Genomic DNA, 24,440 nt, shown 5'->3' with positions numbered 1-24,440 from the left:
TCACTTCGCTGGTGTCACGCGGTAGCGCCGCAGGGACAGGGCGGGGTTGGCCTTGCGGACCGCGTCGAGGCGCGACCGCTCCAGGACGGCCGTCCCGACGCCGGGGGCCTCGCCGAGCGAGGCCAGGGCGATGCCCATGGGGTCCACGACCGCGCTGTTGCCCGAGCCGGTCGGGCCGCTCTGGTCGGCGGCGAGAACGTAGACGGTGTTCTCGATCGCCCGGGCGCGCAGCAGGGTGTTCCAGTGGTACTCCTTGAGCGGGCCGGGGACCCACTCGGCGGGCAGGGCGACGACGTCCGCGCCGGCGTCCACCAGGGTCCGGGTGGTCTCCGGGAAGCGCAGGTCGTAGCAGGTCTGCATGCCCACCGTGAACCCGTCGACCTCCAGCAGCTCGGGCGCGGCCGGGTCGGCGGCCAGGACGCGGTCGGACTCCTTGTAGCCGAAGGCGTCGTAGAGGTGCACCTTGCGGTAGACGGCGCGGACCTCGCCCTCGCCCAGGGCGACGAGGGTGTTGTGGATGCGGCCCCGCCCGGCGGTCTCGTTGACCCCGGCGATGGCGAAGACGCCGAGTTCGGCGGTCAGCTTCCGGAGCCGGGACACGGTGGGGCCGTCCAGGGGCTCGGCGCTGTCGACGAAGCGGTCGTCCATGGCGGGGGCGGTGTACACCGCGTACTCGGGGAGGACGACCAGGCGTGCGCCGCGGGCGGCGGCCTCGCGCAGGAGGCGTTCGATCTCGGCCAGGTTCGCGCCCTTGTCCTCGGTGGGGGCGAACTGGGCGACGGCGACGTTCAGGGTCATCAACGGCTCCTCAGGTCGTTCTCGATGGTGCGCAGGGCGTCGATCGCCCCGGTGAATCCGGCGAACATGGCGCCGTACTGCATGGTGGTCACGATGGTCGCGGCCCCCTCCTCCACGGCCAGGCGCTGCTCCGCCGGGCTCCAGGCGGGCAGGATCCAGGGCTTCCCGGCGGCGCGGGCGGCCCGGGCCAGGTGCCGCAGGTCGTCCAGGTCGGCCTCGGTGACCCCGTAGGCGCCGCGGTCGCGGCGCAGGGAGAGGTCCGAGGGGCCGATGAAGATGCCGTCGACGACGGGCAGCTCCAGGATGGCCTCGATGTCGGCGAACGCCGAGGCGTCCTCGATCATCGGGTAGCAGCGCGTCCCCCGGTCCTGCCGCGTCACCCACTCGTCGGTGAAGCCACGGTAGCCGGAGGTCCTCCCACCTGCGAAGGAGCGGTCCCCCAGAGGGGGGAACTTGGCGTACCCGCAGACCCGGGCGGCGTGCTCCACCGACTCCACGTGGGGGATCGCCACCGCGGTCGCCCCGAAGTCCAAAGCCTGCTGGATCGGGCCGCGCTCGGGCCCCAGCACCTTGGCGATGACGTCCATGCCCTTGGCCCGGATGAACGGGATGAGGGAGTCCAGGGCCGCCAGGTCGAACAGGCCGTGCTCGATGTCGAGGACGACGGTGCCGAATCCGGCCAGGTGGGCCATCTCCACGGCCGCCGTCGAGGGCTCCGTCAACCAGACGGCGTGCCTCTTGTCTCCTTGCGCGCTCACACTGCTCCTTGCCGAACGACTGTGATCCACAGCATGAAATCCTGTGCTGTGGACAACATGTATACATGGTGCATCCACCGAGTGCAAAGGTAGGGTGGGAAGGTGGAAGAACAAGCGAACAGCGGAAACCCCGGCACCGTAAGGCGGTCCGCGCGCGAACGCGCCTACGAATGGATCGGCGAGGCCATCCTTTCGGGAAGGTACGCCGAGGGGCAGTTCCTCGACGAGGTGGCGCTGGCCGGCGAGGTCGGCACCTCGCGCACCCCCGTGCGCGAGGCCCTCCACCGGCTCCAGGCCGAGAGCTTCGTGGAGCTGGTCCCGCGCCGCGGCGCGCAGGTCCGTGTCGTCACCTCCACCGAGATGAAGGAGATCTACCAGGCCCGTTTCGTCATCGAGTCGCACGCCGCGACGGAGATCTGCCGGCACCGGCGCGGGGCCCCCGCCGACGCCCGCGGGCTGATCGAGGCGATGGAGGCCGCCGGGCGCGAACGCGACTGGAACACGATGGCCCGCCTCGACCAGGCCTTCCACGGCTCGATCGTCCGCCACCGCGGCAACGCCGTCCTCGCCGAGATGTACGAGGCGATGCGCCCCCGGCAGGTGCGCCTGTCGGTGCGGACCATCACCGAGGCCCCCGAGCGCCTGGACACCATCGAGCGCGAGCACCGGATGATCGCCGACCGGCTGGCCGAGCACGACGGAGAGGCGGCCGTGGCCGTCCTCGCCACGCACCTGCGCGAGGTCCCCGAGGTCGTGCGGGCCTTCCCCGGCTGACGGCCCCGCCCGCGGCGGGGGACACGCCCCGGACCCCGCCCGGCAGCTCGCGGGCGCGCGGCGCGCGCCCGCGGCCCGATCCCGCGACACGGCCCCGCGGCGTGCCCGGGGACGGCCCGGATCCGGCTCAGGGGACCGGGCGGCCGGCCGCCCGGTAGTCCCGGGGCGGCGCGCCCAGCAGGGCGGAGAAGGCCGCCGAGAACGCCGCCGGGCTGCCGTACCCCAGGTCCGCGGCCACCCGGGCGACGGGCTCGCCCCGGTCCAGCGCGGGCAGCGAGCGCAGCACACAGGCGCGCCGCCGCCACCGCGCGAACCCCATGCCGGTCTCGGCCCGGAACAGCCGGTGCAGCGTCCGCTCGCCCACGTGCAGCCGCGCCGCCCACCGCGCGGGCGGGTCGTGCACGTCGGGCGCCTCCAGGAACTCCTCGCACAGGGCCCGCAGCCCCTCGTGGACCGGCAGCGGCAGGTCCAGCGGCAGCGGGACCAGCCGCCGCAGCTCGTGCAGCAGCAGCCCGACCAGCGCCCCGTCCCGCCCCCGCCCGTCGTAGTGCGGCTCGATGTCCACCGCCTCCGACACCAGGGCGCGCAGCAGCGGCGACACCTCCACCACCTGGCAGCGCTCGGGGAACCAGGGGACCGCGGCCGGCTCCAGGTACAGGCTCCGGGTGCTCACGCCCTCCATGGTCACCTCGTGGGCGGTCCCGGCCGGGACGAGCACGGCGCGCTGCGGCGGCACCGTCCACGCGCCGTCCCCGGTGCGCACCCGCATCACCCCGGTGGCGCCGTACAGGAACTGGGCCCGGCGGTGCCGGTGCCGGGCCAGCACGAACCCGGGCGGGTAGTCCGTGCCGATCGCCAGGACCGGCCGGTCGATGTCCTCCACCTCGGAGACGGGGATGTTGCGCACGGCACCGGACCCTACCGGTCCGGCCCGCCGTGTCCGTTCGGCGATCGTTCCTGTCGCTTCACCGAATGCGCGCCACCCGCCCCGCCCGTACCGTGGAGCGGGTGCTCACCTCCTTCCTCCTGCTCCTGGCCCTGGGCTGCCTGAGCGGCCTCACCACCGTGGCCTTCGGTTTCGGCGGCGGCTTCGTGACCGTCCCGGTCGTCTACGCCGTCACGGCGGCCCGGGGCGGCCCGGAGACGGACGCCATGGCCGTGGCCGTGGCGACCTCCACGGCCGTCATGGTCGTCAACTCCTCGGTCGCCACCTGGGCCCAGTACCGGGCCGGGCGGCTGCGCCGCGAACACCTGTGGCCGCTGGCCGCCTACATCGGCCTGGGCAGCGCGGCCGGGGCGTGGGCCGCCACCCTGGCCGGGGGAGCGGTCCAGCACGTGCTCTTCATCGCCTACCTGGTGGTGACCATCGCCGACAGCCTGCTGCGCAGGGGCTTCCTCGCCCGCCCCGCCGGGGAGGCGCCGCGGGCCCCCGGCCGCGCGGCCACCCCGGTGGTCGGGGCGGGCATCGGCGCGGTGACCGGCTTCCTGGGGGTGGGCGGCAGCGTCATGACCGTCCCGCTGCTGCGCCGCCGCGGGCTGCCCATGCTGGAGGCCACCGCCATGGCCAACCCGCTCAGCCTGCCCGTCGCCCTGGCCGGGACCGCGGTCTACGCGCTGCTGGGCGGCGGCGGGGCGGGGTCCGGGTACGCCGGGTCGGTCGACCTGGTCGCCGCGGGGCTGCTGCTGGCCGGTTCGCTGCCCGCCATCGCGGTGGCCCGCCGCCACGTGGGCCGGGTCCCGGACCGCGTGCACGCCGTCGCCTTCGTGGTCCTGCTCGTGCTCGCCCTGGTGGCCGTGCTCCTGGTCTGAGGCGGGCCCTCAGCCCCCGGCGGCGTCCAGCACCTCGAACCCGAACCCGGCGGCCCGCAGCCGCCCGATCAGGGCGTCGCCCATGGCCGTCGCCGGGGTCACCTGCCCGCGGGTCGCGGGCAGGTCGTCGTACAGCAGGCACAGCGCCGACTCCGCGAGCATGACCGAGGTCCCCGCGTAGCCGGGCTCGGGACCCGACACCCGCGTGTACACCCGGCGCCCGCCGCCCCGGCCCGCGAAGTGCACCGTGAACCAGCCCGCGGCCAACTGCTCGGGGGTGGGGCCCTCGCCGGGGGCGCGCAGCGCCAGCAGCCGCTCGCGCAGCGGGGGCACCTGCGCCGCCGCGAGCAGCCCGCCCACGCCCGCGACCGCCGCGGCCGCGCTGGCCGGGCGCAGGAACGCCGCGTAGTGCCCGTAGGAGAAGTCCGGCCCGTACCGCTCCGACGCGGCCGCCGACCGCACCACCACCTGCGGGTCCAGGGACGGCATCGGCAGCGTCCACCCCCGGGCCAGCCGGGTGCGCGGCACGCCCCGCCGGTCCACGCGCACCCGCCGCCCGGCGGGCGGCTCCTCCAGCAGGCGCCGCTCCCGGGCCGCCGCCAGGGTGCGGCCGGGGTCGGCGAACGCGCCCAGCAGCGAATGGAGGGTCCCCCCGGACGGGGTGCCCTTGGCCCGCACGAACCCCTCGACGTGCAGCGGCACGCCCTCGGGCAGCCGCTGCACGGTGAACAGGGCGCCCAGGTCGTGCGGGACGGAGTCGAACCCGCAGGCGTGCACGATCCGCGCCCCGCTCTCCACGGCGGCGGCGTGGTGCTCGACGTACATGCGGTCGACGAACTCCGGCTCCCCGCACAGGTCCAGGTAGTCGGTGCCCTCCGCGGCGCAGGCCGCGACCAGCGGCGCGCCGTGGACGGAGTAGGGGCCGACGGTGGAGACGACCGCCCGCGCCGACGCGGCCATGGCGCGCACAGACCCCGCGTCGCTCGCGTCGGCCACCAGCAGGTCGGGCGGCGGGGTCCCGGGGGCCTGCGCGGCCAGGCGCTCGCGCAGCGCGGCGAGCCTGTCCCGGTCGCGCCCGGCCAGCGCCCACCGCGTCCGGGCGGGCAGGTGCACGGACAGGTATCCGGCGGTCAGCGCGCCGGTGTACCCGGTCGCGCCGAACAGGACGAGGTCGTGGTCGCGTTCCACCGTGACTCCCCGGGATCGGTCGGCTGCGCCGACCAGTCTGGCAGCGGGCGCCCGGGCCCGCCGCACCGGCCCGCCCGAACCCGTGCGGCGGCGCCCGGCGGGCCCGGGGCCCGGATCAGACGAGCCCGGCCAGGAGCGGGATCTGCTCGGGGTCGGACAGGGCGGAGCCGACCGCCACCATGCGCGCTCCGGCGCCGAGGTACTCCCGCGCGTTGTGCGCGTCCATGCCGCCGGTGGCCACGATCCGCACGTCGGGGAAGGGCCCGCGCATGGCGCGGAACCACTCGGTGCCCAGCGCCGTCGCGGGGAAGGCCTTCACCCAGCGCCCTCCCGCCCGCAGCACGCCCTGCACGTCGGTCGGCGTGGCCACGCCGGGCAGGTGGGGCATGCCCGACCCCTCCGACGCGGCCATGACCTCGGCGTCGAAGCCCGGCGCGACGGTGAACGCGGCCCCGGCGCGTGCCACGGCGCGCACCTGGTCGGGGGTGATCACCGTGCCGGCCCCCACGGGGTGGCCGAGTTCGGCCCCGGCCCGGACGGTCGCGCGCAGCGCCTCCAGGCCGGCCTCGTCGCGCGCGGGCACCTCGATCGCGGTGACCCCCAGCTCCCACGCCCGCCGGGCCAGCGCGACGGTGGTCTCCACCGGCATGCCCCGCAGGATCGCCAGCACGCGGTGCCCCTCGAACAGGCCGTCCAGGCCCCCGTCACTCATCTGCTCCTCCTCCCGCGGCGGCCGCGGCCGCCGCAGCGCGCTCGGTCCACCGCTCGTCGGGGACCGCCAAGAGTTCGTCCACCAGCCGTGCCGGGGGAGGGGCGGCCAGGTCGCCCGCCACCCGCAGGACGCGCCCGGCGCACAGGTGCCCCAGGCGCAGGCGCCCCCGGGCGTCGAGGCCCCGCAGGCCCCCCGCCAGGTACCCGGCGGCGAACGCGTCGCCCGCGCCGACCGGCTCGACCACCTCCACCGGCGGCGCCGGCACGTACATCTCGCGGTCGCCCTCGAACTCGGTGGCGCCGTTCCCCGCGTCCTTGACCACCAGCCGGGGCGGTTCGGGCAGCAGGCCGCGCACGTCGCGGGCGGTGGGGGTGCCCCACAGCGCCTCGGCCTCGTCCCGGCCGACGAAGACGGTGTCGGCGAGGCGGGCCAGGGCCAGGAGACGGGGGGCCGCCTCGCCGGGGCCCCACAGCCGCGGCCGGTGGTTCACGTCGAAGCTCACCGTCAGCGCGGGGTCGGACAGCAGGCTCTCGGTGAGGGCGTCGCACCCCGGGGAGAGCGCCGGGGTCACCCCCGACAGGTGCACCGCCCCCGCGGTCCGCACCAGCGGGTGCCCGGCGTCCTCCGGGCCGAGCGCCGACCCGGCCGACCCGGCCCGGTAGTAGTGGACGGTGCTCCCCGTCGGCGCCGCGTCCTTGGCGAACAGGCCCGTGGGGCGGTCGGGGTCGACCCGCACGCCGGACACGTCGACGCCCCGCTCCCGCAGACCCTCCACGACGATCCGCCCGAAGGGGTCGTCGCCCACCCCGCCCAGCCAGGCGGCGCGGTGCCCGAGGGCGGCCAGGCCGCACGCGACGTTGGACTCGGCGCCCGCGACGCCCATGGCCAGCAGCGGGGACCGGTCCAGGGGGAGCGGCTCGGCCGCGGTGAGCAGCAGCATGGTCTCACCGACACAGGTGATCTGCGGTGTCACGGGTTCCCTCCGAAGGCGCTGGCCGGCGGTGCGGGGACGTCGGCGGGGACCGAGAAGACGGCGCCGTCGCCGGGGCCGGGGCGGGCGAGGCCGGTCGAGGCGGAGGTGACGAACAGCCTCGGCTCGGGGGCCTCGACGACGCACACGCTCGTGGGCTGGGAGGCGGGCAGCTCGACCACGCGCTCCAGGGCCCCGTCGGGGTCGTAGCGGTGGACCCGCCCGGAGCCCCACACCGCGACCCACAGGTGTCCCTCGGCGTCGACCTGCATCCCGTCCGGGCTCCCGTGGTCCGTACGGGCGAAGACCGTGCGCGGCCCGGGCCCGCCGTCCGCGGACACGTCGTAGGCGTCGATGCGGCCCGCGGCGCTGTCGGCCAGGTACATGCGGGTCCCGTCGGGGGTGAACGCGGGCCCGTTGGGCACGGTGTAGCCCTCCAGGACCCGGGTGACCCGGCCGCCGGGGTCGGCGCGGTAGAGCGACCCGGCGCCGGCGGTGCCGTCGTAGGCCATCGACCCGGCCCAGAACCGGCCGTGCGGGTCGCAGCAGCCGTCGTTCATCCGCATCGGGGTGGCCGCGCCGTCCTCGGGGCGGGCCAGCCACTGTGCCACGCGGCCCCCGGACAGCAGCGCCACGCCGGTGCCCGCCGCCGCGACGTACGCGCCCGGCCGGTCCCGGACGGGCGCCACCGCGCCCAGCGGGACGTCCAGGGCGGCGACCGTCCCGGCGGGTCCGGGCTCCCGGGGGTCCAGCCGCAGGAGCCGGCCGGTGAGGATGTCCACCATCAGCAGGTCGGGGCCGTGCAGGCGCAGCCCCTCGCCCAGTTCGAAGCGGTCCGCGCTCCACGGTTCGACCGTCATGTGCTCCGCTCCCCTCACCATTCCGCGAAGGAGCCGTCGGCGTGGCTCCACACCGGGGGACGCCACCGGTGGCCGGTGCGGTCCGCCCGCCGCACGGCGTCCTCGTCCACCTCCACGCCCAGGCCGGGGGCCTCGGTGCGGTGGATGTGCCCGTCGGGGAACGCGAAGACGCCGGCGTCCAGGACGTAGTCGAGCAGTTCGGCGTCCCGGTTGTAGTGGATGCCCATGCTCTGCTCCTGGATGAGGAAGTTGGGCGTGGCGAAGGCGACCTGCAGGCTGGCGGCCAGGGCCAGCGGCCCCAGCGGGCAGTGCGGGGCCAGCAGCGCGTCGTAGGTCTCGGCCAGGGAGGCGATCCGGCGCACCTCGGAGATCCCGCCCGCGTGGGAGAGGTCGGGCTGGGCGACCGCGATGCCCGCCTGGAGCGCGGGCAGGAACTCGCTCCGGCCGAACAGCCGCTCGCCGGTGGCGATCGGCACCGGGCTGCTGCGCACCACGTCGGCGAGCAGGTGCCCGTACTCGGGCAGCACCGGCTCCTCGGCGAACATCGGGCGCAGCGGCTCCAGCAGGGGCAGGACGCGGCGGGCGGTGGCGGCGTTGAACCGGCCGTGGAAGTCCACGGCCACGTCCCGGTCCGGGCCCAGCACCTCGCGCACCCCGGCCAGCCGCTCGACGATGCCGTCGATCTCCCGGACGGTGGCGGAGCGGCCCACGATCCCGGCCGCGTTCATCTTGACGGCGGTCAGCCCCGACTCCACGCGCTCGGCGACGGCGTCGGCCAGCTCGGCCGGGTCGTCCCCGCCGACCCAGCCGTACACGCGGACCCTGTCGCGGACCGGGCCGCCCAGCAGCCGGTGCACGGGGACGCCCAGGCTCTTGCCCGCGATGTCCCACAGCGCCTGGTCCAGCCCCGCGACGGCGCTGGAGAGCACCGGGCCGCCGCGGTAGAAGGCGGCCTTGGTGAGGCGCTGCCAATGGTGCTCGATGGGGCGGGGGTCCTGGCCCAGCAGGAGGTCGGACAGCTCCCCGACGGCGGCCCGCACGGTCTCGGCCCGCCCCTCCACCACGGGTTCGCCCCAGCCGACGACACCCTCGTCGGTCTCCACCCGGCACATCAGCCACCGGGGCGGGACCAGGAAGGTCTCGATACGGGTGATCTTCACTGCGGTCTCTCCAGATCGTCTTCGTGCGCGTCGTCCTCGGTGACGCGGAGCAGGTCCTCCCGGGCCTGGGCGAGCAGGGAGCGCATGGCGGCCTCGGCCGCGGCGGGGTCCCCGGCGGCCACGGCGTCGGTGACGGCGCCGTGGCTGGGCACCGGGTCCTTGTGGGCGCCCCCGTGCACCAGGCGGTCGCGCTCGGACAGCCCCGCGGCGAAGAAGACGTCGGTGCGGGTGAACAGCTCGTTGTGCGTCGCGGCCAGCAGGGCGCGGTGCCAGCGCAGGTCGGCGCTGACGGCCTCCTCGGCCGGGCCGTCGGCGGTCAGGGCCATCTCCTCCAGGGCGGCCCGCAGCTCGGCGGTGTCGGCGTCGGTGCGGCGCACGGCGGCGAGCCGGGCGGCGGCGGGCTCCAGCGCGTCGCGCAGCTCGGCCAGGTCGCGGAAGAAGACGTCGCCGGCCCCCGCGGCGATCTGCCACCGGACCACGTCCGGGTCGAGCAGGTTCCAGTCGCCGCGGGGGCGCACGAACGTCCCCTTCTTCTGCCGCGAGCCCACCAGGCCCTTGGCCGCCAGGACCTTGATCGCCTCGCGGATCGCGGTGAGGCTCAGGTCGAGCTCGTCGCTGAGCGCGGCCAGGTCGATCGTCTCCCCCTCGCCGATCCGGCCGGAGAGCACGCGCTCTCCCAGCAACCGCACCGTCTGGCCGTGCACACCGCGCCCCGAGTAGGCCGCCATCACATCCTCCGTTCCGGGCGCCTTACGACGACGCCTTGTAGATACTCCACCCTCCGTCGACCGGCAGGCTCGCGCCGGTGACGTAGGAGGCCTCCGCGGAGGCGAGGAAGGAGATGACGGAGGCGACCTCGCCCGGGTCGCCGAAGCGGCCCGCCGCGGTCTGCTCGACGCTGGCGCGCCGATCCTCCTCGCCCACCCCCTCCCAGGCGGCGGTGAGCACGGGGCCGGGCAGCACGCAGTTGACGCGCACGCGCGGCCCGTACTCCACCGCCAGCTGGCGGGTCAGGGCGGTGAGCCCGCCCTTGGTGGTGGCGTAGGCCGGACGCCCCGGGAGGCCGAACCAGGCGTGCACCGAGGACGTGATGACGACGCTGCCGCCGCACACGGACAGGTCCTCCAGGCAGGCGCGCACCCCCAGGAACGCGCCGGTGAGGTTGACCGAGAGCTGGCGCTCCCAGGAGGCCAGCGAGGTCTCGTGGGCGGGCGCCTGCTCGAAGGTGTACGCGTTGGAGACCAGGACCCCCACCGGCCCGAAGGCGGCGCGGGCCCGGTCCACGACCCGGGTCCAGGAGGCCTCGTCGGCCACGTCGGCCCGCAGCGCGAGGGCCCGGCCGCCGCGGGCGCGGATGCGCTCGGCGGCCTCCTCCACGGCGGGGGACAGGTCGGTCAGCACCACCGAGGCGCCCTCGGCGGCCAGGCGGGCCGCGGTGGCCTCCCCGATGCCCTGCGCCGCACCGGTCACCACGGCGGTCGCCCCCGTGTGCCTGCCGTCCGTCATGCTCACTCCGTTTCCTGGTCGGTCGGTGGGTGCGCCCGGCGGGCGCCGGTCCCCCCGGGGCGCCGGTCCGGTCACCGCTGCTCCGGGGCGAAGTCCACGTCGGTCGGGGTGTCCGCCCCGGCCCCGGGGACCGGGGCGTCGAACCGGACGGGCTCGCCGGGCAGGGCCCGCGCGAGCTCGGTGCCGGACGCCCGGTGCACGAGGGAGCCGGCCCGCAGGGCCGTGAACGTCCCGGCCAGGCGGGCGGGCGAGGTCCCCGGCCCGGCCCAGTGGGGCACTTCCCCCCAGAAGCCGTCCGGGGTCACCCCGGCGACGGGCCCCGTGCCCGTGCCGAGGCCGAAGGCGATGGTCAGGGCCGTGGCGGCGCCCGGCGCCAGGTCGGTGAGGGGGCCCAGCGCCTCGACCTCGGTCACCCGGTCGACCGGGCACAGCCCGCCCAGGTGCTCCAGCGGCCGCTCCACCGGCGCCTCCAGCCACACCTCGGCGCGCGACCCGGAGTCGGGGTACTCGGCCTCCCCGCGCACGGCGAAGCGCTGGGTCAGGGTGCCCGCGGCGCCCACGTGGGCCAGCCACCCGGTCGCCGTGGGGAAGCCGACCTTGCCCACCACGTCCTGGGCGGGGACCCGCAGGACGCCGGGGGCGTGCCCCAGGACCTCCGGGTTGCCGTTGCCCGCCACGAGCGGGACGGTGTGCGGGCCCGGCCCGCCCACCCCCACGAACACGCCGCCCGCGTCCGGGCCGGCGCCGGAGCCGTCGATCTGCGTGACGTTCCACAGCGCCCACCGGCGGGCGGTGCCGGAGGTGTTGGCCGCCTCCAGGTCCAGCCGGAACCCGGCGGTGCCGGGCTCCAGGGTGATGCGGCGGCGCAGGCGCAGCCCCGACCGCGGGTCGTCCCCGCTGGTCAGGGTGAGCACGGCGGAGCCGTCGGGGGCGGTCACGGTCTCGGCCGTGTAGGCGCCCGAGTCCAGGACGGGGTCGGGGGGACCGGCCCACTGGCCGGGCCCGTCCCACCCCTGGGGCGCGGGCCAGGTCTTGTCCCCGCCCACGTTGTTCCACACGCTCATCGGCCCGTCCACCGGGCCGAGCTCCACGCCCTCCACGGGCCGCAGGTCCGCGTCCAGCAGGCGCGGGTTGCGGTACAGGTGCTCGCGGCCCCCGAAGCGCACCGACAGCAGGCGCCCGCCCAGGCCGGGGGCGGCCGTCAGCCGGACCGCCCCGTTGTCCAGGACGATCCGCTCGTGCGCCCCCGCGCCCTCGCGGCGGACCTCGACGCCGCTCACGCGGCCTCACCGTTGACCAGGCACACCTTGCCCCGGCTCTCGCCCGCGGCCAGCCGGTAGGCGGCGTCCGCCTCGGAGAGCTCGAAGCGGTCCGAGACCACCCGCTCGGGGGACAGGCCCCAGCGGACCAGGTTGACCGACAGCTCGGCCATGGCGGGCAGCGAGGTCACCCACGACGCGTACAGGGTGAGCTGCTTGTGCAGCAGGGTGTCCGACACCTCGGTCTCCAGGGTGCCGCCCTCGCCCACCAGGGACACCCGGCCCCACTCGGCCGCACCCTCCAGGGCGAGCGAGCGGCCCGCGCGGGAGCCGGAGCAGTCGATGGCGGTGGCCGTGCCCCGCCCGGAGGTGACCCGGCCGATCTCCTCGGCCGCCTCCTCCGGGGAGGCCACGGCGTCGAAGACGTCCAGGGACCGGGCCCACTCCCGGCGCCTGTCGGCGGGCTCCACCCCGATGACGCGGGCGGCGCCCATGCCGCGGCCGATCATGCCCGCGGCCAGCCCGACCGGGCCCAGGCCCACGACCAGGAGGTCGCCGTCGCCGTTGACGCCGATGCGCCGCAGGCCCTCGTAGGCGGTGCCGAACCCGCAGGCGATGAGCGCGCCGTCCACGAAGGACAGCTCGTCGGGCAGCGGGACCAGGGTCGACTCCTCCGCCAGCAGGTACTCGGCGTGGCCGCCGTCGCGCTGCCAGCCGTAGGAGGCCCGGCCCGGGTCGGTGCAGCTGATCATGTAGCCGCGGCGGCAGTTGTCGCACAGCCCGCAGCCCGCGATGTGGTAGACGATGACCCGGTCGCCGGTGCCGAACCGGCGGCACCCGGGGCCGGTCCGGACGACCGTGCCCGAGGGCTCGTGGCCCGCCACGACGCCCCGGTAGGCGGGGCCGTCGATGCCGCGGTGCGTCTTGTGCTCGCGGTAGATGTAGCCGATGTCGCTGCCGCAGATGCCCGAGGCGCCGACCCTGAGCAGCACCTGGCCCGGTCCGGGCTCGGGCACGGGCAGGGTGTCCACGACCGCGGTGGAGTCGCCGGGCAGGCGCACCCCGCGCATGGTGGCGGGCAGGGGACCGGAGTCCTTCGTGTTCACTGTTGTTCCCCCCGTTCGGGCTAGGCGAGCCGGTTGGCGGCGCTGCGCCTGCTGATGACGACGTTGATCAGGACGGCCCCGACGATGATGAGGCCGCGCACCACGTCCTGGAAGAAGGAGTTGACCCCGAGCAGGACCAGGCCGTTGGCGATGACGGTGATGAAGACGACGCCCAGGAAGGTGCCGCCGAGCGAGCCGCGCCCGCCGGCCAGCGCCGTGCCGCCGATGACGACGGCGGCGATGACGTCGAACTCCAGGCCGGCGGCGGCGCCGCCGTTGCCCGAGCCCAGGCGGGCCGCCAGCAGCACGCCGGTGATCGCGGCGAGCAGGCCGGTGGTCGCGAACAGCAGGACGCGGACCCGGGTGACGTTGAGGCCGGCCAGCCGGGCGGCCGCCGCGTTGCCGCCGATGGCGTAGACCGAGCGCCCGTAGGCGGTGTACTTGGCGACGTAGGCGAAGACGCCGAAGAGGGCCAGCATGACGAGCGCGGCGGTGGGGATGCCGAGCACGGACCCGCCGAGCACGTCGAGCAGGGCGCTCTCGGGCAGCGGGACGGGCAGCGCGTCGGTCATGTACAGGGCCATGCCGCCCAGGACGCTCCACAGCCCCAGCGTGGTGATGAAGGACGGCACGTTGAACCGGGCCCTGAGCCACCCGGCGAGGGCGCCCCACAGCACGCCCATGGCCAGGGTGACCAGGATGGCGCCGATCACGCCCAGGTTCCACTCGGTGGCGCCCGTGGCGACGATGACGGACGCGAAGGCGACGGCCGGGCCGATGCTGATGTCGATCTCCCCGGCGATGATCACCAGGGTGACGCCCCAGGCCGCGATGCCGATGGTGGCGGCGTTGCGCAGCAGCCCGAGCTGGTTGTCCAGGCTCAGGAACCCGGAGGCGGTGAGCCCCAGGACGATGTACAGGAGCGCGATGGCGGCCAGGAGGCCGATCTCGTTGAGGCGGTGGCCGTGGCGGCCGATGAAGTCGCCGCGGGCAGGGACCGCCGCGCCGGTGACCTTGGTGGTGGTGGTCATTGCTACCTCGCCGTTCACGCCGCCATCGCGGCGGCCATGATGTTGTCCAGGGTGATGTCTTCGCCGGTGAACTCGCCGTGCAGGCGCCCCGCGCGCAGGGCCAGTACGCGGTCGCACACCAGGGGGAGCTCCTCCAGTTCGCTGGAGACGAAGAGGACGGCCGCGCCCTGCTCCGCGAGCTCGCGGACGATGCCGTAGATCTGCGCCTTGGCCTCCACGTCCACGCCGCGCGTGGGCTCGTCCAGGAGGAGGATGCGGCTCCCGGCGTGCAGCCACCGGCCGATGACGGCCTTCTGCTGGTTGCCGCCGCTGAGGTTGACGATCGGGGTGTCGGGGCCGGCGGCCTTGATCGACAGCCGGCCGATGAGGTCGCGGCCGATGGAGGACACCCGCGAGGGCAGCACGGTGCCGGCCCGCGAGGCGCCCCCGAACCAGGTCATGACCATGTTCTCGGAGACCCCCAGCAGGGGGACCACGCCCTCGCCCTTGCGGTCCTCGGGGGTGATGCCCACGCCCAGGCGCCGCATGGCGCGCGGGGTCGGGCGCGCCACCGGCGCCCCGTCCACCTCCACGGTGCCGCTGGAGGGGGCGAACCCGGCCAGCGCCCGCAGGAGCTCGGTGCGCCCCGAGCCCATGAGGCCGCCCAGGCCCAGGACCTCGCCCGGGTACAGGTCGAAGGAGACCTCCTCGACCTTGGGCGGCACCGACAGGCCGCGGACCGACAGCAGCGGTGTGTCCCCGGTGCGGGCGCGGCGCTTCGGCGGGGCCTGCTCCTCTGCGCCGCCCTCGCCCAGCATGAGGGAGACGATGTGCGCGGTCGTGGCGCCCCGGACGGGCACGGTCTCCACGACGGCGCCGTCGCGCATGACGGTCACGGTGTCGGCGACGCGGCGGATCTCGTCCAGCCGGTGGCTGACGTAGATGACCCCCACCCCGCGCGAGGCGACGCGTGCGACGGCCTCCAGCACGGTCTCGGCCTCGGCCGCGGCCAGGGCGCTGGTGGGCTCGTCCAGGATGAGCAGCCGGGGCCGGGCGCGGAAGGCGCGGGCGATCTCCACGAGCTGCTGCTGTGCCAGCGGCAGCTCGCCGACCCGGGCGCTCGGGGGGATGCCGACGCCGAGTTCGGCGAAGACCTCCTCGGCGCCCGCGCGCATGGCGGCGTAGTCGATGCGGCCGCGCCCGCCCGGCCAGGAGCCGAGATAGAGGTTCTCCGCGGCCGACAGCTCCGGGACCAGGCTCAGCTCCTGGTAGACGGTGCCCACGCCCAGTTCGGCGGCCCGGCGGATGCCGCCGCCGGCCAGCGGGGTGCCGCCGATCTCGATGTCGCCGGTGTCGGGCGCCTCCACACCCGACAGCAGCCGGATCAGGGTGGACTTGCCGGCGCCGTTGCGCCCGAGCAGGGCGCGGACCTCTCCGGCGCGGATCTCGAAGTCGGCGCCGTCCAGGGCGGTGACGCCGGGGTAGCTCTTGGTGGCTCCGCGGACGCGGGCCACGACCTCGGTGTCGGGCGCCGCCGCGGCTGGGGTGTCGCTCATGGGTGCTCCACGGGTGGGACGGGACGGACGGTGGGACGGGGGCCGGTCACGGGATGCCGTCCGGGTGGGCCTGGAGCCACTCCTGGCCGTCCTCGGGGGTGGTGTAGAGGTCGATCGGCGCCGGGGTGATGAACTCCTCGGGCGCGTCGCCCGCGATGATGCGCTGGACGGTCTCGCCCGCCAGCAGGCCGACCGCGGTGCCGGAGATGTCGACGTTGGCCTTGAGGATCCGGTGGTCGGCGAGCGCGCGGGCGGCGTCGGTGGACATGTCGCTGCCGAAGACCACGACCTCCCCGGCCAGGTTCCGGTTGGTGACCGCGCGGACCGCGCCCATGGTGGCGCCGCCGGCCTCGCCGTAGAAGGCGTCGAGGTCGGGGTGCGCGGTCAGCAGGCGCTCGCCCACGTCGACGGCCTCGTCGATGGTGGCGCCCTCCTGGTTGGCGACGATCTCGGCATCGGGCAGGCGGTCGAAGAGCGCCTCCTCGAAGCCCTCGCGGCGCTGCACGCAGACCTCGACGAACTCGCAGTTCAGGACCGCGATGGAGGGGTCGTCCACGCCCTCGGCCTCGAAGTGGTCGGCGGCGGCCTCGCCGAGCAGGCGGCCGAACTCGTGGGGGTCGCCCAGGATGTAGGAGGTGACGTACTCCCGTGCGGCCTCGTCCTCGATGCAGGTGTTGTAGCAGACCACCGGCACCCCGCTCTCGTGCGCCAGGCGCACGGCCGGGATGGAGGCGGTGGCCGAGACCGGGGACAGGACCAGGGCGTCGACGTCGGCCGAGGAGGCGATGTCGACGAAGGTGCTCTCCTCGGAGGCGTCGCCGCGGGCGTTGAGCTCCAGCAGCTGGATCTCGCTGCCCGAGCCCTCGGCGTAGTCCTGCATGCCCTGGCGGACCCCCGCGTAGAAGCCCTGGGCGTCCATGTAGACGACGCCGATGCGCCCGTCCTCGCCGAGCCGGGCGCCGCAGCCGGCGAGCACCAGCACGCACATGACGGCGGCGAGAGCGGCGAGCGGCCGTCGTGGTGGCCGTCTGCCCATGGGGGACCTCCTTGGCGTAGGGCGTACGTGCTCACCTGCGCGAACGCCTTCCTCAACTGCGGAAGAGCATGTCAGAGTGGTCCAGGTAACGTCAAGAATAAATAGTAATTAATTATTTTTTCGGGTACCTGGGGGCATGGGGAGGCCCCGCGGCGGGCGGCGGGGCGCCGTGTGCCGCGGGGCCTTCCGGGGTCGTGCCGGGGGGCTCCCGGGGGTCAGGCGCCCCGGTTGAGCCACCAGATCGCGGCGTTGAGCGCGGTCGCGAACGCCACCCACGCCCAGTACGGGACCAGGAGCAGGGCGGCGGCGGCCGAGCTTCGCCGGAAGACCGCGATCGTCGCGGTGATCAGCGCGAGCAGCAGCACGATGTCCGCCAGGGCGGTGCCGCGCAAGCCCGCCGCGAAGAACAGCGGCGTCCACAGGGCGTTGAGGACGAGCTGCCCCGCGAAGAGGGCCAGGGCGGTGCCGCGCAGGGCTCCCCGCCGCCACACCAGCCACCCCGCCAGTGCGATCGCGGCGTACAGCACGGTCCACACCGGACCGAACACCGAGGAGGGCGGGGCCCAGCCGGGCCGGGTCAGGCTCACGTACTCGCCGGCGGTGTCGGGGCTGGCCAGGACGCCGATGAGGGCGCTGCCGAAGGCCGCGGCCAGCAGTACCGCCAGCGCCGCGGCCTGGGCCGGGACCGAGGGGCGCGGGTCCGTGTCGCGGGGTGCTGCGGTTCCCATGGAGACCTCCGGGGTCGTGGCGTGCACCGGCGGCGGACGTGTCCGTCGCCGGAAGTCCTGACAAGAAAGTATCTTGGATTCCGTGCTAAATCCACGAAAAGCGATGATCGAATCACTGAAAGTGACGGACTCCCGGCTCCCGGGAACCGCGGGAGGGCCCCGGTGAGCCCCGCGCTGCGCCGGACGCTCATCGCGGCCGCGGTCGTCCTCGCCCTCCTGGCCGCGGCGGTCGGCGGGTTCGCGGCCTGGGGCCTGAACGCCTACCGCGCCGAGCCCGCCCCCCTGGGGGAGGCCCTCGCGCTGCCCGGGGTGCGGACCGAGATCGCCGACGACGCCGTCGTCCTCGCCCCCGCCGACGGCGGGGACGGCACCGGGGTCGTGTTCTACCCCGGTGCCCGGGTGGAGGCCGAGGCCTACGCCGCGTCCTGGGCGCCGATCGTCCAGGACACCGGGGTCACCGTGGTCATCCCCCGGATGCCCCTCAACTTCGCGGTTCTGGACCCCGACCGCGCCGACGAGGCCGCGGCCGCCCACGGCGAGGGCGTGGACCGCTGGTACCTGGGCGGGCACTCCCTCGGCGGGGCCATGGCCGCCTCCCACGCCGGCGGCGACCCCGACCTCGCCCTCGCAGGGCTCGTGCTGTGGGGCTCCTACGCCACCGAGGGGGCCGGGCTGGCCGAGCGCGACGACCTGCGGGTGCTGTCCGTCTCCGGCAGTGAGGACGCCCTGTCCGACCCGGCGACGATCGAGGCCAACGGCCCCTACCTGCCCGCCGACGCGGAACGCGTGGAGATCGACGGCATGAACCACGCCCAGTTCGGCGCCTACGGGGACCAGTCCGGGGACGGGACCGCCCGGATCTCCGACACCGACGCCCGCGGCGCCCTGGCCGAGGCCGTGACCGCCTTCCTCGCACAGGACCCGGGGCAGGGGCGGGACTGAGGAACCGGCGGATCGGGCCCCGCCCGGCCCGTCCGCTGGACTGCGGCCGCTCCCGCGCTAGCGTGTCCACAGGCGGCGAGGCCGCGAGGCGACGACGCGAGGAGCGGCATGGTCTTCCGGTACGAGAGCGTGGTGCCCGCACCGCGGGACGAGGTCTTCGCCTGGCACGGGCGGCCGGGGGCGTTCGCGCGCCTGAGCCCGCCCTGGCAGCCGGTCCGGCTCACCGCCGAGGCCGACTCCCTGCGCGACGGGACGGCGGTGCTGACCTTCCCCGGCGGCCTGCGCTGGGTCGCCGCCCACCTGCCCGAACGCTACGACCCGCCCCGCCGCTTCGCCGACCGGCTGGCCGCCCCGCCGCTGTCGGCGGTGCTGCGGTGGACGCACGCCCACGACTTCGAGGAGGACGGGGACGGCACCCGCGTCGTCGACCGGGTCGCCACCTCCCTGCCCGACGCGGTGCTGCGGCCCATGTTCGCCTACCGGCACGCCCAGCTCGCCGACGACCTGGCCGCACTGGAGCGCTCCCGCGCCTGGTCGGACCGCCCGGTGACCGTCGCCGTCACCGGGGCGGGCGGCCTGGTCGGCCGCAACCTGTGCGCGCTGCTCACCACCTCCGGCCACCGGGTGGTCCGGCTGGTGCGGCGCGACCCGCGCGACCCCGGGGAACGGCGCTGGGACCCCGCCGCACCCGCCCCCGACCTGCTCGACGGAGTGGACGCCCTGGTGCACCTGGCGGGGGAGCCGCTGTTCGGCCGCTTCACCGACGGGCACAAGGACGCGCTGCGCGCCAGCCGGGTCGGGCCCACCCGGGCACTGGCCGAACTGGTCGCCGCCCGGGCCGGGGACGGCGGCCCGCGCGTGCTCGTCACCGCCTCCGCGATCGGCTACTACGGGCCCGACCGCGGCGACGAGGTGCTCACCGAGGACAGCCCCCGCGGCAACGGGTTCCTGGCCGACCTGGTCGCCGACTGGGAGGCGGCGACCGGCCCGGCCGTCGCCGCGGGCGTGCGGTGCGTCCAGGTGCGCACCGGCATCGTGCAGACCCCGGCGGGCGGGGTGCTGGGACTCCAGTACCCGCTGTTCGAGGCCGGGCTGGGCGGCCGGATCGGCCACGGGCGGCAGTGGCTGTCGTGGATCGGCGCCGACGACCTGTCCGACGTCTACGTGCGCGCGGTCCTCGACGAGGACCTGTCGGGCCCCGTCAACGGGGTGACCCCCTACCCGGTGCGCGGCGCCGACCACGCGCGGACCCTCGCCCGCACCCTGCGCCGCCCGGCGCTCCTGCCCGTCCCGGGGTGGGCCCCGGCGGTCGTGCTGGGCCGGGAGGGCGCGGACGAGGTCGCGCTGGCGGACCAGCGGGTGGTGCCCACCCGCCTGCTGGCGGCGGGCCACCGGTTCCGGTACCCGTACCTGGAGGGGGCGCTGGCCCACCTGTTCGGCCGCGCCGTGCGGTCCTGACCCGGGGGCGGGTCACACCCGGCCGGAGGCCAGCGCGTCCCCGGTCCCCGCCAGGCCGATCTCGACGCTGTCGATCCGGTCCAGGGGCAGCGCGGTGGAGGCCCCCAGCCCCGAGGGGGAGCCGGACTCCGACCACGACCATGTGGCCGCCGTCGACCGCCCGCCCTCCTCGTCCACCAGGACGAGCGTGTACACGATGCCCTCGTCCCCGCCGCTGGCCGGGTAGTCGCAGGTCCAGTCGAACCGGGTCCCCCAGGCCGTGGGGGTGGCCGTCACCGACGCCCGCAGCTCGACCTCGCCCACCGGGCTCAACTCGACGGTCCGCGGCGCCTGCGCCACCGGCGCGGCGGGCTCCGGAGCCCCCCGGCCCGCGGCCCAGCCGCCGGCCCCGGCCGCCAGGACCGCGCCGGCCGCGACCGACGCCAGCAGCGCCCGGCCCCGGTTCCGGCGCCGCCGGGCCGCCGCGGCCACCGACGCCAGCGGGACGGCGTCCGGCGCCCCGGGCGCGGGCGGGCCGTCCGCCGCGGCCAGGGCCTCCTCCGCGGGCACCGCGCCCAGCAGGCCGGGCATGCCGGCCAGCTCCGCGACGGCCTCCCGGCAGGAGCCGCAGACCAGCAGGTGCTCCTCGAACTCGCGGCGCTCCCGCGGGTTCAGCGCGCCCAAGACGTACGCTCCGTCCCACTCGCGGTACGGGTCGCCCCCGCCCGCCACCAGGGAGGTCATGGCGAGACTCCTTTCTCCTGGAGGGCCAGGCGCATGGCGCGCAGGGCGTAGTGCAGGCGGGACTTGACGGTCCCCGCCGGGATCCGCAGCTCGGCGGCGAGCTCCTCCACCGACCGGCCGCGGTAGTACGCCCCCACGACCACGGCCCGGTGCTCGGCGGACAGCGCGGACAGGGCGTCCGAGACCAGCCACGCGTCCAGCACCGCTTGGCTGCGGTCGGCCTGGGGGCTCTCCGGCGGCCGGTCGGTGGTGAGCTCGCGGGAGTGCCGTGCGCTGCGCCTCTCGTCGATGACGAGGTTGCGGGCGACCGTGTACAGCCAGGCCCGGACGGCGCCCTCCTCGCGCGCCATGACCTCGGGACGGCGCCAGGCGCGCAGCAGGGTCTCCTGGACCACGTCCTGGGTCAGGGGGACGTCGCCGGTCAGCCGCAGCACGTACCGGTGCAGCCTGTCGGCGTGCGCCGCGTGCAGCGCGGTGAGCAGGTCCTCCCGGGGACCCGCCCGCCCGCCGGGGCCGTGCGGGTCCATGGTCACGGATTCTGCACGAGGTCGAGCAGGAACTCGACCTCGCCGGCCTCCTCCACGGACACGAAGCCGAGGTCGGGGGCCTGGACGCCGAAGTCGGCGAAGGTGACGGGGACGCTCCCGGCGACCCGCGCCCCGGTCTCGGTGAGGCCGACCTCGGCATCGACGGTCACCGGCAGGGTGACCCCGTGGACGGTGAGGTCCCCGACCAGTGCCACGGACTCGGTGCCCGGCTCCACGGCCGCCGGCTCGGTCAGCGCGAACGTCGCGGTCGGGAACTCGTCGGTGTTCAGGGCGTTGTCGCGGAAGTACGCGTCGCGGGCGTCGCTGTCGGTGGCGACCGTGGCCATGTCCACGGTGATCTCGGCGGCGGTGACCGACCCGTCCGCGACGGAGACGGTGCCCGTCACGTCCGGGGTGCGGCCGGTGACGGTGACGTCCTCGCCCTGGAGCACCTCGTCCACCCGGTACCCGGCGTAGGACTCGCCCCCGGCCACGGTCCAGTCGCCGTCGAACTCGGACACATCGGTCACGTCGGCCACCCCGGGGGAGTCGACGGCGGGCTCCTCGGCGGCCCGGTCGGCGTTCATCCCCGCGTACAGGCCGGGGCCGAACACCAGGGCCGCCCCGCCCAGCACCACGACGGCCGCGCCCGCCCCGACCGCGATCTTCGTTCCGGTTCGCATGGTCCCCCTCGGGTTCGTGGATCACCGGTCGTCCGCACCCGGTGCGTCCGACTCCTCACCCCGGGAAACGGGGGAGGGGGTCCTCCGGTTCAACGCCGGGGGGTATGAACGGCGTCACTCGGCGGCGGGCTCCCTGCGCAGCAGGTCGCCGGGCTGGCAGTCGAGGGCCTCGCAGAGGGCGTCCAGGGTCGTGAAGCGCACGGCCTTGGCCCGGCCGTTCTTGAGGACGGCGAGGTTGGCTGGGGTGATGCCGACACGCTCGGCCAGCTCGCCCACGGACATCTTGCGCCGGGCCAGCATCACGTCGATGTCGACGACGATCGGCATCACACGACCTCTTTCGGTTCGGCCTGCGTCCGGGGGGCCTCGGCGCTGCCGACGATACCGAACACCGTCCCGGGAGCGGCGCACGGCGGCGCGGCCGGGTCTTCCATGGACTCCCCTCCATCGGACAACGATAGGAATCTATCGAAATTCGATAAGTAGGGCAAGGGGGGCGGGGCCTCGTACGTGCTCAGGGCCGGTCCGGGGCCGCGGCGAGGTCCTCCAGGAGGAGGTCCGCCGCGCGCTCGCCGATCATGAAGGTCGGGCCGGCGGTGTTGCCCGCCGGGGTGAACGGCATGACCGAGGCGTCCGCGACCCGCAGCCCCGCCACACCCCGCACCCGCAGCCGCGGGTCGACCACCGCGAGGGCGTCGGTCCCCATGCGCGCGGTGCCCACCTGGTGGTGCCCGGCGTCGGCCGCCGCGTGCACGTAGGCCCGCAGGTCCGCCTCGCCGGGGTGCACCTCGGCGGCCACGTGGGCGGCCAGCTCCGGACGGCGCACCAGCTCCCGCAGCACCGCGACCTCCTCGATCAGGGCCTCCACGTCCCTGGGGTCGGACAGCGTGGCGGGGTCGATCCGCGGCGGGTCGGCGGGATCGGCCGAGCGCAGCCGCACCGTGCCCGTGCTGTACGGGTGCAGCACGACCGCCACCGTCGTGAACCCCGAGTCCGGCAGGCCCTCCTGCACGGTCGAGTAGACGTAGGGGATGACGATGCCCTGCCGGTCCGGGCGGATCATCGAGTTCTCGGTGCCCTCGCGGACCAGCTGTGCCTGCACCCCCATGCCCGGGACCCCGGGCGCCGCGCCGGCCCGCTCCCAGACCACCGGGACGACCGCGTGGTCGCGCAGGTTCTCGCCGACCCCGGGCAGGTCGACGACCCGGGTGATGCCGTGCTCGTGCAGGTGCCCGGCGGGCCCCACCCCCGAGAGCAGGAGGATCTGCGGTGTGCCGAACACGCCCGCGGCCAGGACCACCTCGCGCCGGGCCCGCACGGTCCGGGCCTCCCCGTCCGGGCCGCGGTACTCCACGCCGACGGCGCGGCCGTCCTCGACCAGGACGCGGGTCACGTGCGCCTCGGTGACCACGGTCAGCAGCGGGGAGCCCAGGACCGGGGCCACGTAGGCGCGCCAGGCGGTGACCCGGCCGCCGTCCACGAGGGTGGCCTGGACGAGGCTCGCCCCGAGGGGGCCGCCGTCGTCGTTGTAGTCGTCGTTGCGCGGGTACCCCGCCCCCTCGGCCGCCGCGACGAACGCCGCGGCCACCGGGTCGGGGTCGTCGTTGCGCCGGACCGGCAGCGGCCCGCCGGTCCCGCGCCCGGCGCCCGGCCCGGGGCCGAAGTCCTCCAGCCTGCGGAAGTACGGTTCCACGTCCCGCCACGCCCAGCCGGCGGCCCCGGCGGCCTCCCAGGCGTCGAAGTCGGCGGCCGCGCCGCGGACGTAGGCCATCCCGTTGATCGCGCTGGTCCCGCCCAGGACCCTGCCGCGCGGCAGGTAGAGGGCGCGCCCGCCCAGGTGCTCCTGCGGCTCGGTGAGCAGACCCCAGTCGATCTCCGTGCCGAAGAGGGAGAACGCCGCGCGCGGGTCCTCGATGCCGGGCCGGGCGTCGGTGGGGCCCGCCTCCAGGACGGTCACCCGGTGCCCGGCGTCGATCAGCCGCCGGATCACCGGGGAGCCGCCCGGGCCCGTGCCGACCACGATGTAGTCGGCTCCCTCGCCGGTTCCGGTGCCGGTGTGAGTGGGGGTGTTCTCGTGGTGCATGGTCTCTTCCCAGTGGCCGGGGCGCCGCAGGGGAAACCCGGGGCGCCGGGAATGTACCCGATTCCGGGGAGGGTTCACCCCTCCCGGAGGTACGCGCGAGCCGGGAAAACGGCGGGCGGGGCGGCCGCACGGGGGAGTAACGTGCGGGCATGGTGCCTCCCGAACAACTCCTCGCCTTCGTCCCCGTCGCCCTTCTGCTGGTCCTCGTGCCCGGCCCCAGCGTCCTCTTCGTGGTCGGGCGCTCCCTCTCCCTCGGCCGCCGCGGCGGCCTGCTCAGCGTGCTCGGCAACGCCCTGGGCAACCTCCCCCTCATCGTCGCGGTCGCCTGCGGGGTCGGGGCGGTCGTCGCCGCCTCCGCGACGGCGTTCACCGTCCTGAAGCTGGCCGGGGCCGCCTACCTCGTCTGGCTCGGCGTCTCGGCGATCCGCCACCGCCACCGGGCGGCCGAGCCGGAGCCGGCGGACGGCACGGCCACCCGGCTGCTGGCCCAGGGCTTCGTCGTCGGGGCGACCAACCCCAAGACCCTGGTGTTCTTCGCGGCGGTCCTGCCGCAGTTCACGGACCCGGCCGCCGGCTCGGTGCCCGTGCAGATCCTCCTGCTCGGCGCGGTCTTCGTCGCCATCGCCCTGGTGTGCGACGCCCTGTGGGCGCTGGGGGCGGGGCGGGCCCGCCACTGGTTCGACCGCTCCCCGCGGCGCCTGGCCGACCTGTCCGCCGGCGGCGGCGTGGCGATGATCGGCCTGGGCGGCGTCGTCGCCCTGTCGGGCCGCCACGCCTGAGGGCTCCGGCCCCCG

General features: G+C 75.9%; 26 protein-coding genes. 5 read left to right on the top strand and 21 right to left on the bottom strand.

All coding sequences use genetic code 11. From position 1 onward, the window contains the following. Both ACFVNO_RS22110 and ACFVNO_RS22105 read right to left on the bottom strand, forming a co-directional pair. Complete coding sequence (locus tag ACFVNO_RS22110) at positions 1-798, bottom strand: carbon-nitrogen hydrolase family protein (RefSeq protein ID WP_220561946.1); 798 nt, start codon at positions 796-798, stop codon at positions 1-3. Continuing rightward, complete coding sequence (locus ACFVNO_RS22105) at positions 798-1,556, bottom strand: aldolase/citrate lyase family protein (protein ID WP_355264720.1); 759 nt, start codon at positions 1,554-1,556, stop codon at positions 798-800. Before ACFVNO_RS22105 ends, ACFVNO_RS22110 begins: the two co-directional genes overlap by 1 nt. 102 nt (positions 1,557-1,658) lie before the next feature. On the opposite strand from ACFVNO_RS22105, the gene ACFVNO_RS22100 reads away from it, so the two are divergent. Continuing rightward, the gene (locus ACFVNO_RS22100; RefSeq protein ID WP_220561944.1) at positions 1,659-2,330 is read left to right on the top strand and encodes a GntR family transcriptional regulator; all 672 of its coding nucleotides are present in this window, start codon (positions 1,659-1,661) and stop codon (positions 2,328-2,330) included. A gap of 127 nt (positions 2,331-2,457) precedes the next feature. Here ACFVNO_RS22100 and ACFVNO_RS22095 read toward each other — a convergent pair whose 3' ends face one another. Next, positions 2,458-3,237 (bottom strand): helix-turn-helix transcriptional regulator, encoded by a 780-nt coding sequence (locus ACFVNO_RS22095; RefSeq protein WP_355264717.1) that lies wholly within the window; start codon positions 3,235-3,237, stop codon positions 2,458-2,460. Positions 3,238-3,302: 65 nt separating this feature from the next. Here ACFVNO_RS22095 and ACFVNO_RS22090 point away from each other — a divergent pair, with 65 nt between their 5' ends. Then, the gene (locus tag ACFVNO_RS22090) at positions 3,303-4,139 is read left to right on the top strand and encodes a sulfite exporter TauE/SafE family protein (RefSeq protein WP_355264714.1); all 837 of its coding nucleotides are present in this window, start codon (positions 3,303-3,305) and stop codon (positions 4,137-4,139) included. 9 nt (positions 4,140-4,148) lie between these two features. On the opposite strand, the gene ACFVNO_RS22085 is transcribed toward ACFVNO_RS22090, so the two are convergent. The 13 genes from ACFVNO_RS22085 to ACFVNO_RS22025 form a co-directional block, all read right to left on the bottom strand. Beyond that, positions 4,149-5,327 carry a saccharopine dehydrogenase NADP-binding domain-containing protein gene (locus ACFVNO_RS22085; protein WP_355264711.1) on the bottom strand — a complete coding sequence of 393 codons (1,179 nt, stop codon included), beginning with the start codon at positions 5,325-5,327 and terminating at the stop codon, positions 4,149-4,151. A gap of 115 nt (positions 5,328-5,442) precedes the next feature. Beyond that, positions 5,443-6,039 carry a bifunctional 4-hydroxy-2-oxoglutarate aldolase/2-dehydro-3-deoxy-phosphogluconate aldolase gene (locus ACFVNO_RS22080; RefSeq protein WP_355264708.1) on the bottom strand — a complete coding sequence of 199 codons (597 nt, stop codon included), beginning with the start codon at positions 6,037-6,039 and terminating at the stop codon, positions 5,443-5,445. Then, positions 6,032-7,012, bottom strand: a complete 981-nt coding sequence (locus ACFVNO_RS22075) for a sugar kinase (protein WP_378895419.1) — start codon at positions 7,010-7,012, stop codon at positions 6,032-6,034. Before ACFVNO_RS22075 ends, ACFVNO_RS22080 begins: the two co-directional genes overlap by 8 nt. Next, the gene (locus ACFVNO_RS22070) at positions 7,009-7,869 is read right to left on the bottom strand and encodes an SMP-30/gluconolactonase/LRE family protein (RefSeq protein WP_378895417.1); all 861 of its coding nucleotides are present in this window, start codon (positions 7,867-7,869) and stop codon (positions 7,009-7,011) included. The genes ACFVNO_RS22075 and ACFVNO_RS22070 overlap by 4 nt, the downstream gene beginning before the upstream one ends. 14 nt (positions 7,870-7,883) lie before the next feature. Further along, the gene (gene dgoD, locus ACFVNO_RS22065; protein ID WP_220561937.1) at positions 7,884-9,029 is read right to left on the bottom strand and encodes a galactonate dehydratase; all 1,146 of its coding nucleotides are present in this window, start codon (positions 9,027-9,029) and stop codon (positions 7,884-7,886) included. Next, a complete protein-coding gene (locus ACFVNO_RS22060) occupies positions 9,026-9,757 on the bottom strand; it encodes a FadR/GntR family transcriptional regulator (protein WP_220561936.1) in 732 nt (243 codons plus the stop codon). The genes dgoD and ACFVNO_RS22060 overlap by 4 nt, the downstream gene beginning before the upstream one ends. 22 nt (positions 9,758-9,779) lie before the next feature. After that, entirely contained in the window at positions 9,780-10,535 is a 756-nt protein-coding gene (locus tag ACFVNO_RS22055) for an SDR family NAD(P)-dependent oxidoreductase (RefSeq protein WP_355264983.1), read from the bottom strand. 71 nt (positions 10,536-10,606) lie between these two features. Further along, positions 10,607-11,815: a DUF4380 domain-containing protein gene (locus tag ACFVNO_RS22050; protein WP_378895414.1), complete on the bottom strand. Its 1,209-nt coding sequence runs from the start codon at positions 11,813-11,815 to the stop codon at positions 10,607-10,609. Then, positions 11,812-12,900 carry a zinc-binding dehydrogenase gene (locus tag ACFVNO_RS22045; protein WP_378895411.1) on the bottom strand — a complete coding sequence of 363 codons (1,089 nt, stop codon included), beginning with the start codon at positions 12,898-12,900 and terminating at the stop codon, positions 11,812-11,814. The genes ACFVNO_RS22050 and ACFVNO_RS22045 overlap by 4 nt, the downstream gene beginning before the upstream one ends. Before the next feature lie 20 nt (positions 12,901-12,920). Beyond that, the gene (locus ACFVNO_RS22040; RefSeq protein ID WP_355264699.1) at positions 12,921-13,931 is read right to left on the bottom strand and encodes an ABC transporter permease; all 1,011 of its coding nucleotides are present in this window, start codon (positions 13,929-13,931) and stop codon (positions 12,921-12,923) included. A gap of 14 nt (positions 13,932-13,945) precedes the next feature. Beyond that, positions 13,946-15,466, bottom strand: coding sequence for a sugar ABC transporter ATP-binding protein (locus tag ACFVNO_RS22035; protein WP_378895408.1), 1,521 nt, complete (start codon positions 15,464-15,466; stop codon positions 13,946-13,948). 46 nt (positions 15,467-15,512) lie between these two features. Next, positions 15,513-16,502: a substrate-binding domain-containing protein gene (locus ACFVNO_RS22030; protein ID WP_378895405.1), complete on the bottom strand. Its 990-nt coding sequence runs from the start codon at positions 16,500-16,502 to the stop codon at positions 15,513-15,515. A gap of 215 nt (positions 16,503-16,717) precedes the next feature. Further along, the gene (locus ACFVNO_RS22025) at positions 16,718-17,230 is read right to left on the bottom strand and encodes a TspO/MBR family protein (protein ID WP_378895402.1); all 513 of its coding nucleotides are present in this window, start codon (positions 17,228-17,230) and stop codon (positions 16,718-16,720) included. A 162-nt stretch (positions 17,231-17,392) separates the two neighbouring features. On the opposite strand from ACFVNO_RS22025, the gene ACFVNO_RS22020 reads away from it, so the two are divergent. Both ACFVNO_RS22020 and ACFVNO_RS22015 read left to right on the top strand, forming a co-directional pair. Then, positions 17,393-18,172: an alpha/beta hydrolase gene (locus tag ACFVNO_RS22020; protein WP_378895399.1), complete on the top strand. Its 780-nt coding sequence runs from the start codon at positions 17,393-17,395 to the stop codon at positions 18,170-18,172. A gap of 108 nt (positions 18,173-18,280) precedes the next feature. Continuing rightward, on the top strand, positions 18,281-19,630 hold the full coding sequence (locus tag ACFVNO_RS22015) for a TIGR01777 family oxidoreductase (RefSeq protein WP_378895396.1): 1,350 nt from the start codon (positions 18,281-18,283) through the stop codon (positions 19,628-19,630). Between the two features lie 12 nt (positions 19,631-19,642). Here ACFVNO_RS22015 and ACFVNO_RS22010 read toward each other — a convergent pair whose 3' ends face one another. From ACFVNO_RS22010 to ACFVNO_RS21990, 5 genes are all read right to left on the bottom strand, one after another. Next, entirely contained in the window at positions 19,643-20,353 is a 711-nt protein-coding gene (locus ACFVNO_RS22010; protein WP_378895393.1) for an anti-sigma factor family protein, read from the bottom strand. Next, positions 20,350-20,880, bottom strand: a complete 531-nt coding sequence (locus tag ACFVNO_RS22005; protein ID WP_220561928.1) for a sigma-70 family RNA polymerase sigma factor — start codon at positions 20,878-20,880, stop codon at positions 20,350-20,352. Before ACFVNO_RS22005 ends, ACFVNO_RS22010 begins: the two co-directional genes overlap by 4 nt. 2 nt (positions 20,881-20,882) lie before the next feature. Beyond that, positions 20,883-21,563, bottom strand: a complete 681-nt coding sequence (locus tag ACFVNO_RS22000; RefSeq protein ID WP_378895389.1) for a YceI family protein — start codon at positions 21,561-21,563, stop codon at positions 20,883-20,885. Positions 21,564-21,677: 114 nt separating this feature from the next. Continuing rightward, complete coding sequence (locus ACFVNO_RS21995; protein ID WP_220561926.1) at positions 21,678-21,890, bottom strand: helix-turn-helix transcriptional regulator; 213 nt, start codon at positions 21,888-21,890, stop codon at positions 21,678-21,680. Positions 21,891-22,077: 187 nt separating this feature from the next. Then, the gene (locus tag ACFVNO_RS21990; RefSeq protein ID WP_378895386.1) at positions 22,078-23,646 is read right to left on the bottom strand and encodes a GMC family oxidoreductase; all 1,569 of its coding nucleotides are present in this window, start codon (positions 23,644-23,646) and stop codon (positions 22,078-22,080) included. Between the two features lie 149 nt (positions 23,647-23,795). Here ACFVNO_RS21990 and ACFVNO_RS21985 point away from each other — a divergent pair, with 149 nt between their 5' ends. Then, entirely contained in the window at positions 23,796-24,425 is a 630-nt protein-coding gene (locus ACFVNO_RS21985; protein ID WP_355264669.1) for a LysE family translocator, read from the top strand. Positions 24,426-24,440: the final 15 nt, after the last annotated feature.

This window comes from Nocardiopsis sp. NPDC057823 (assembly GCF_042797335.1).
Taxonomy (GTDB): Bacteria; Actinomycetota; Actinomycetes; order Streptosporangiales; family Streptosporangiaceae; genus Nocardiopsis; species Nocardiopsis changdeensis.
Note: the sequence above shows the minus strand (reverse complement) of the source record. Positions and strands in the feature narration are given on the sequence as shown.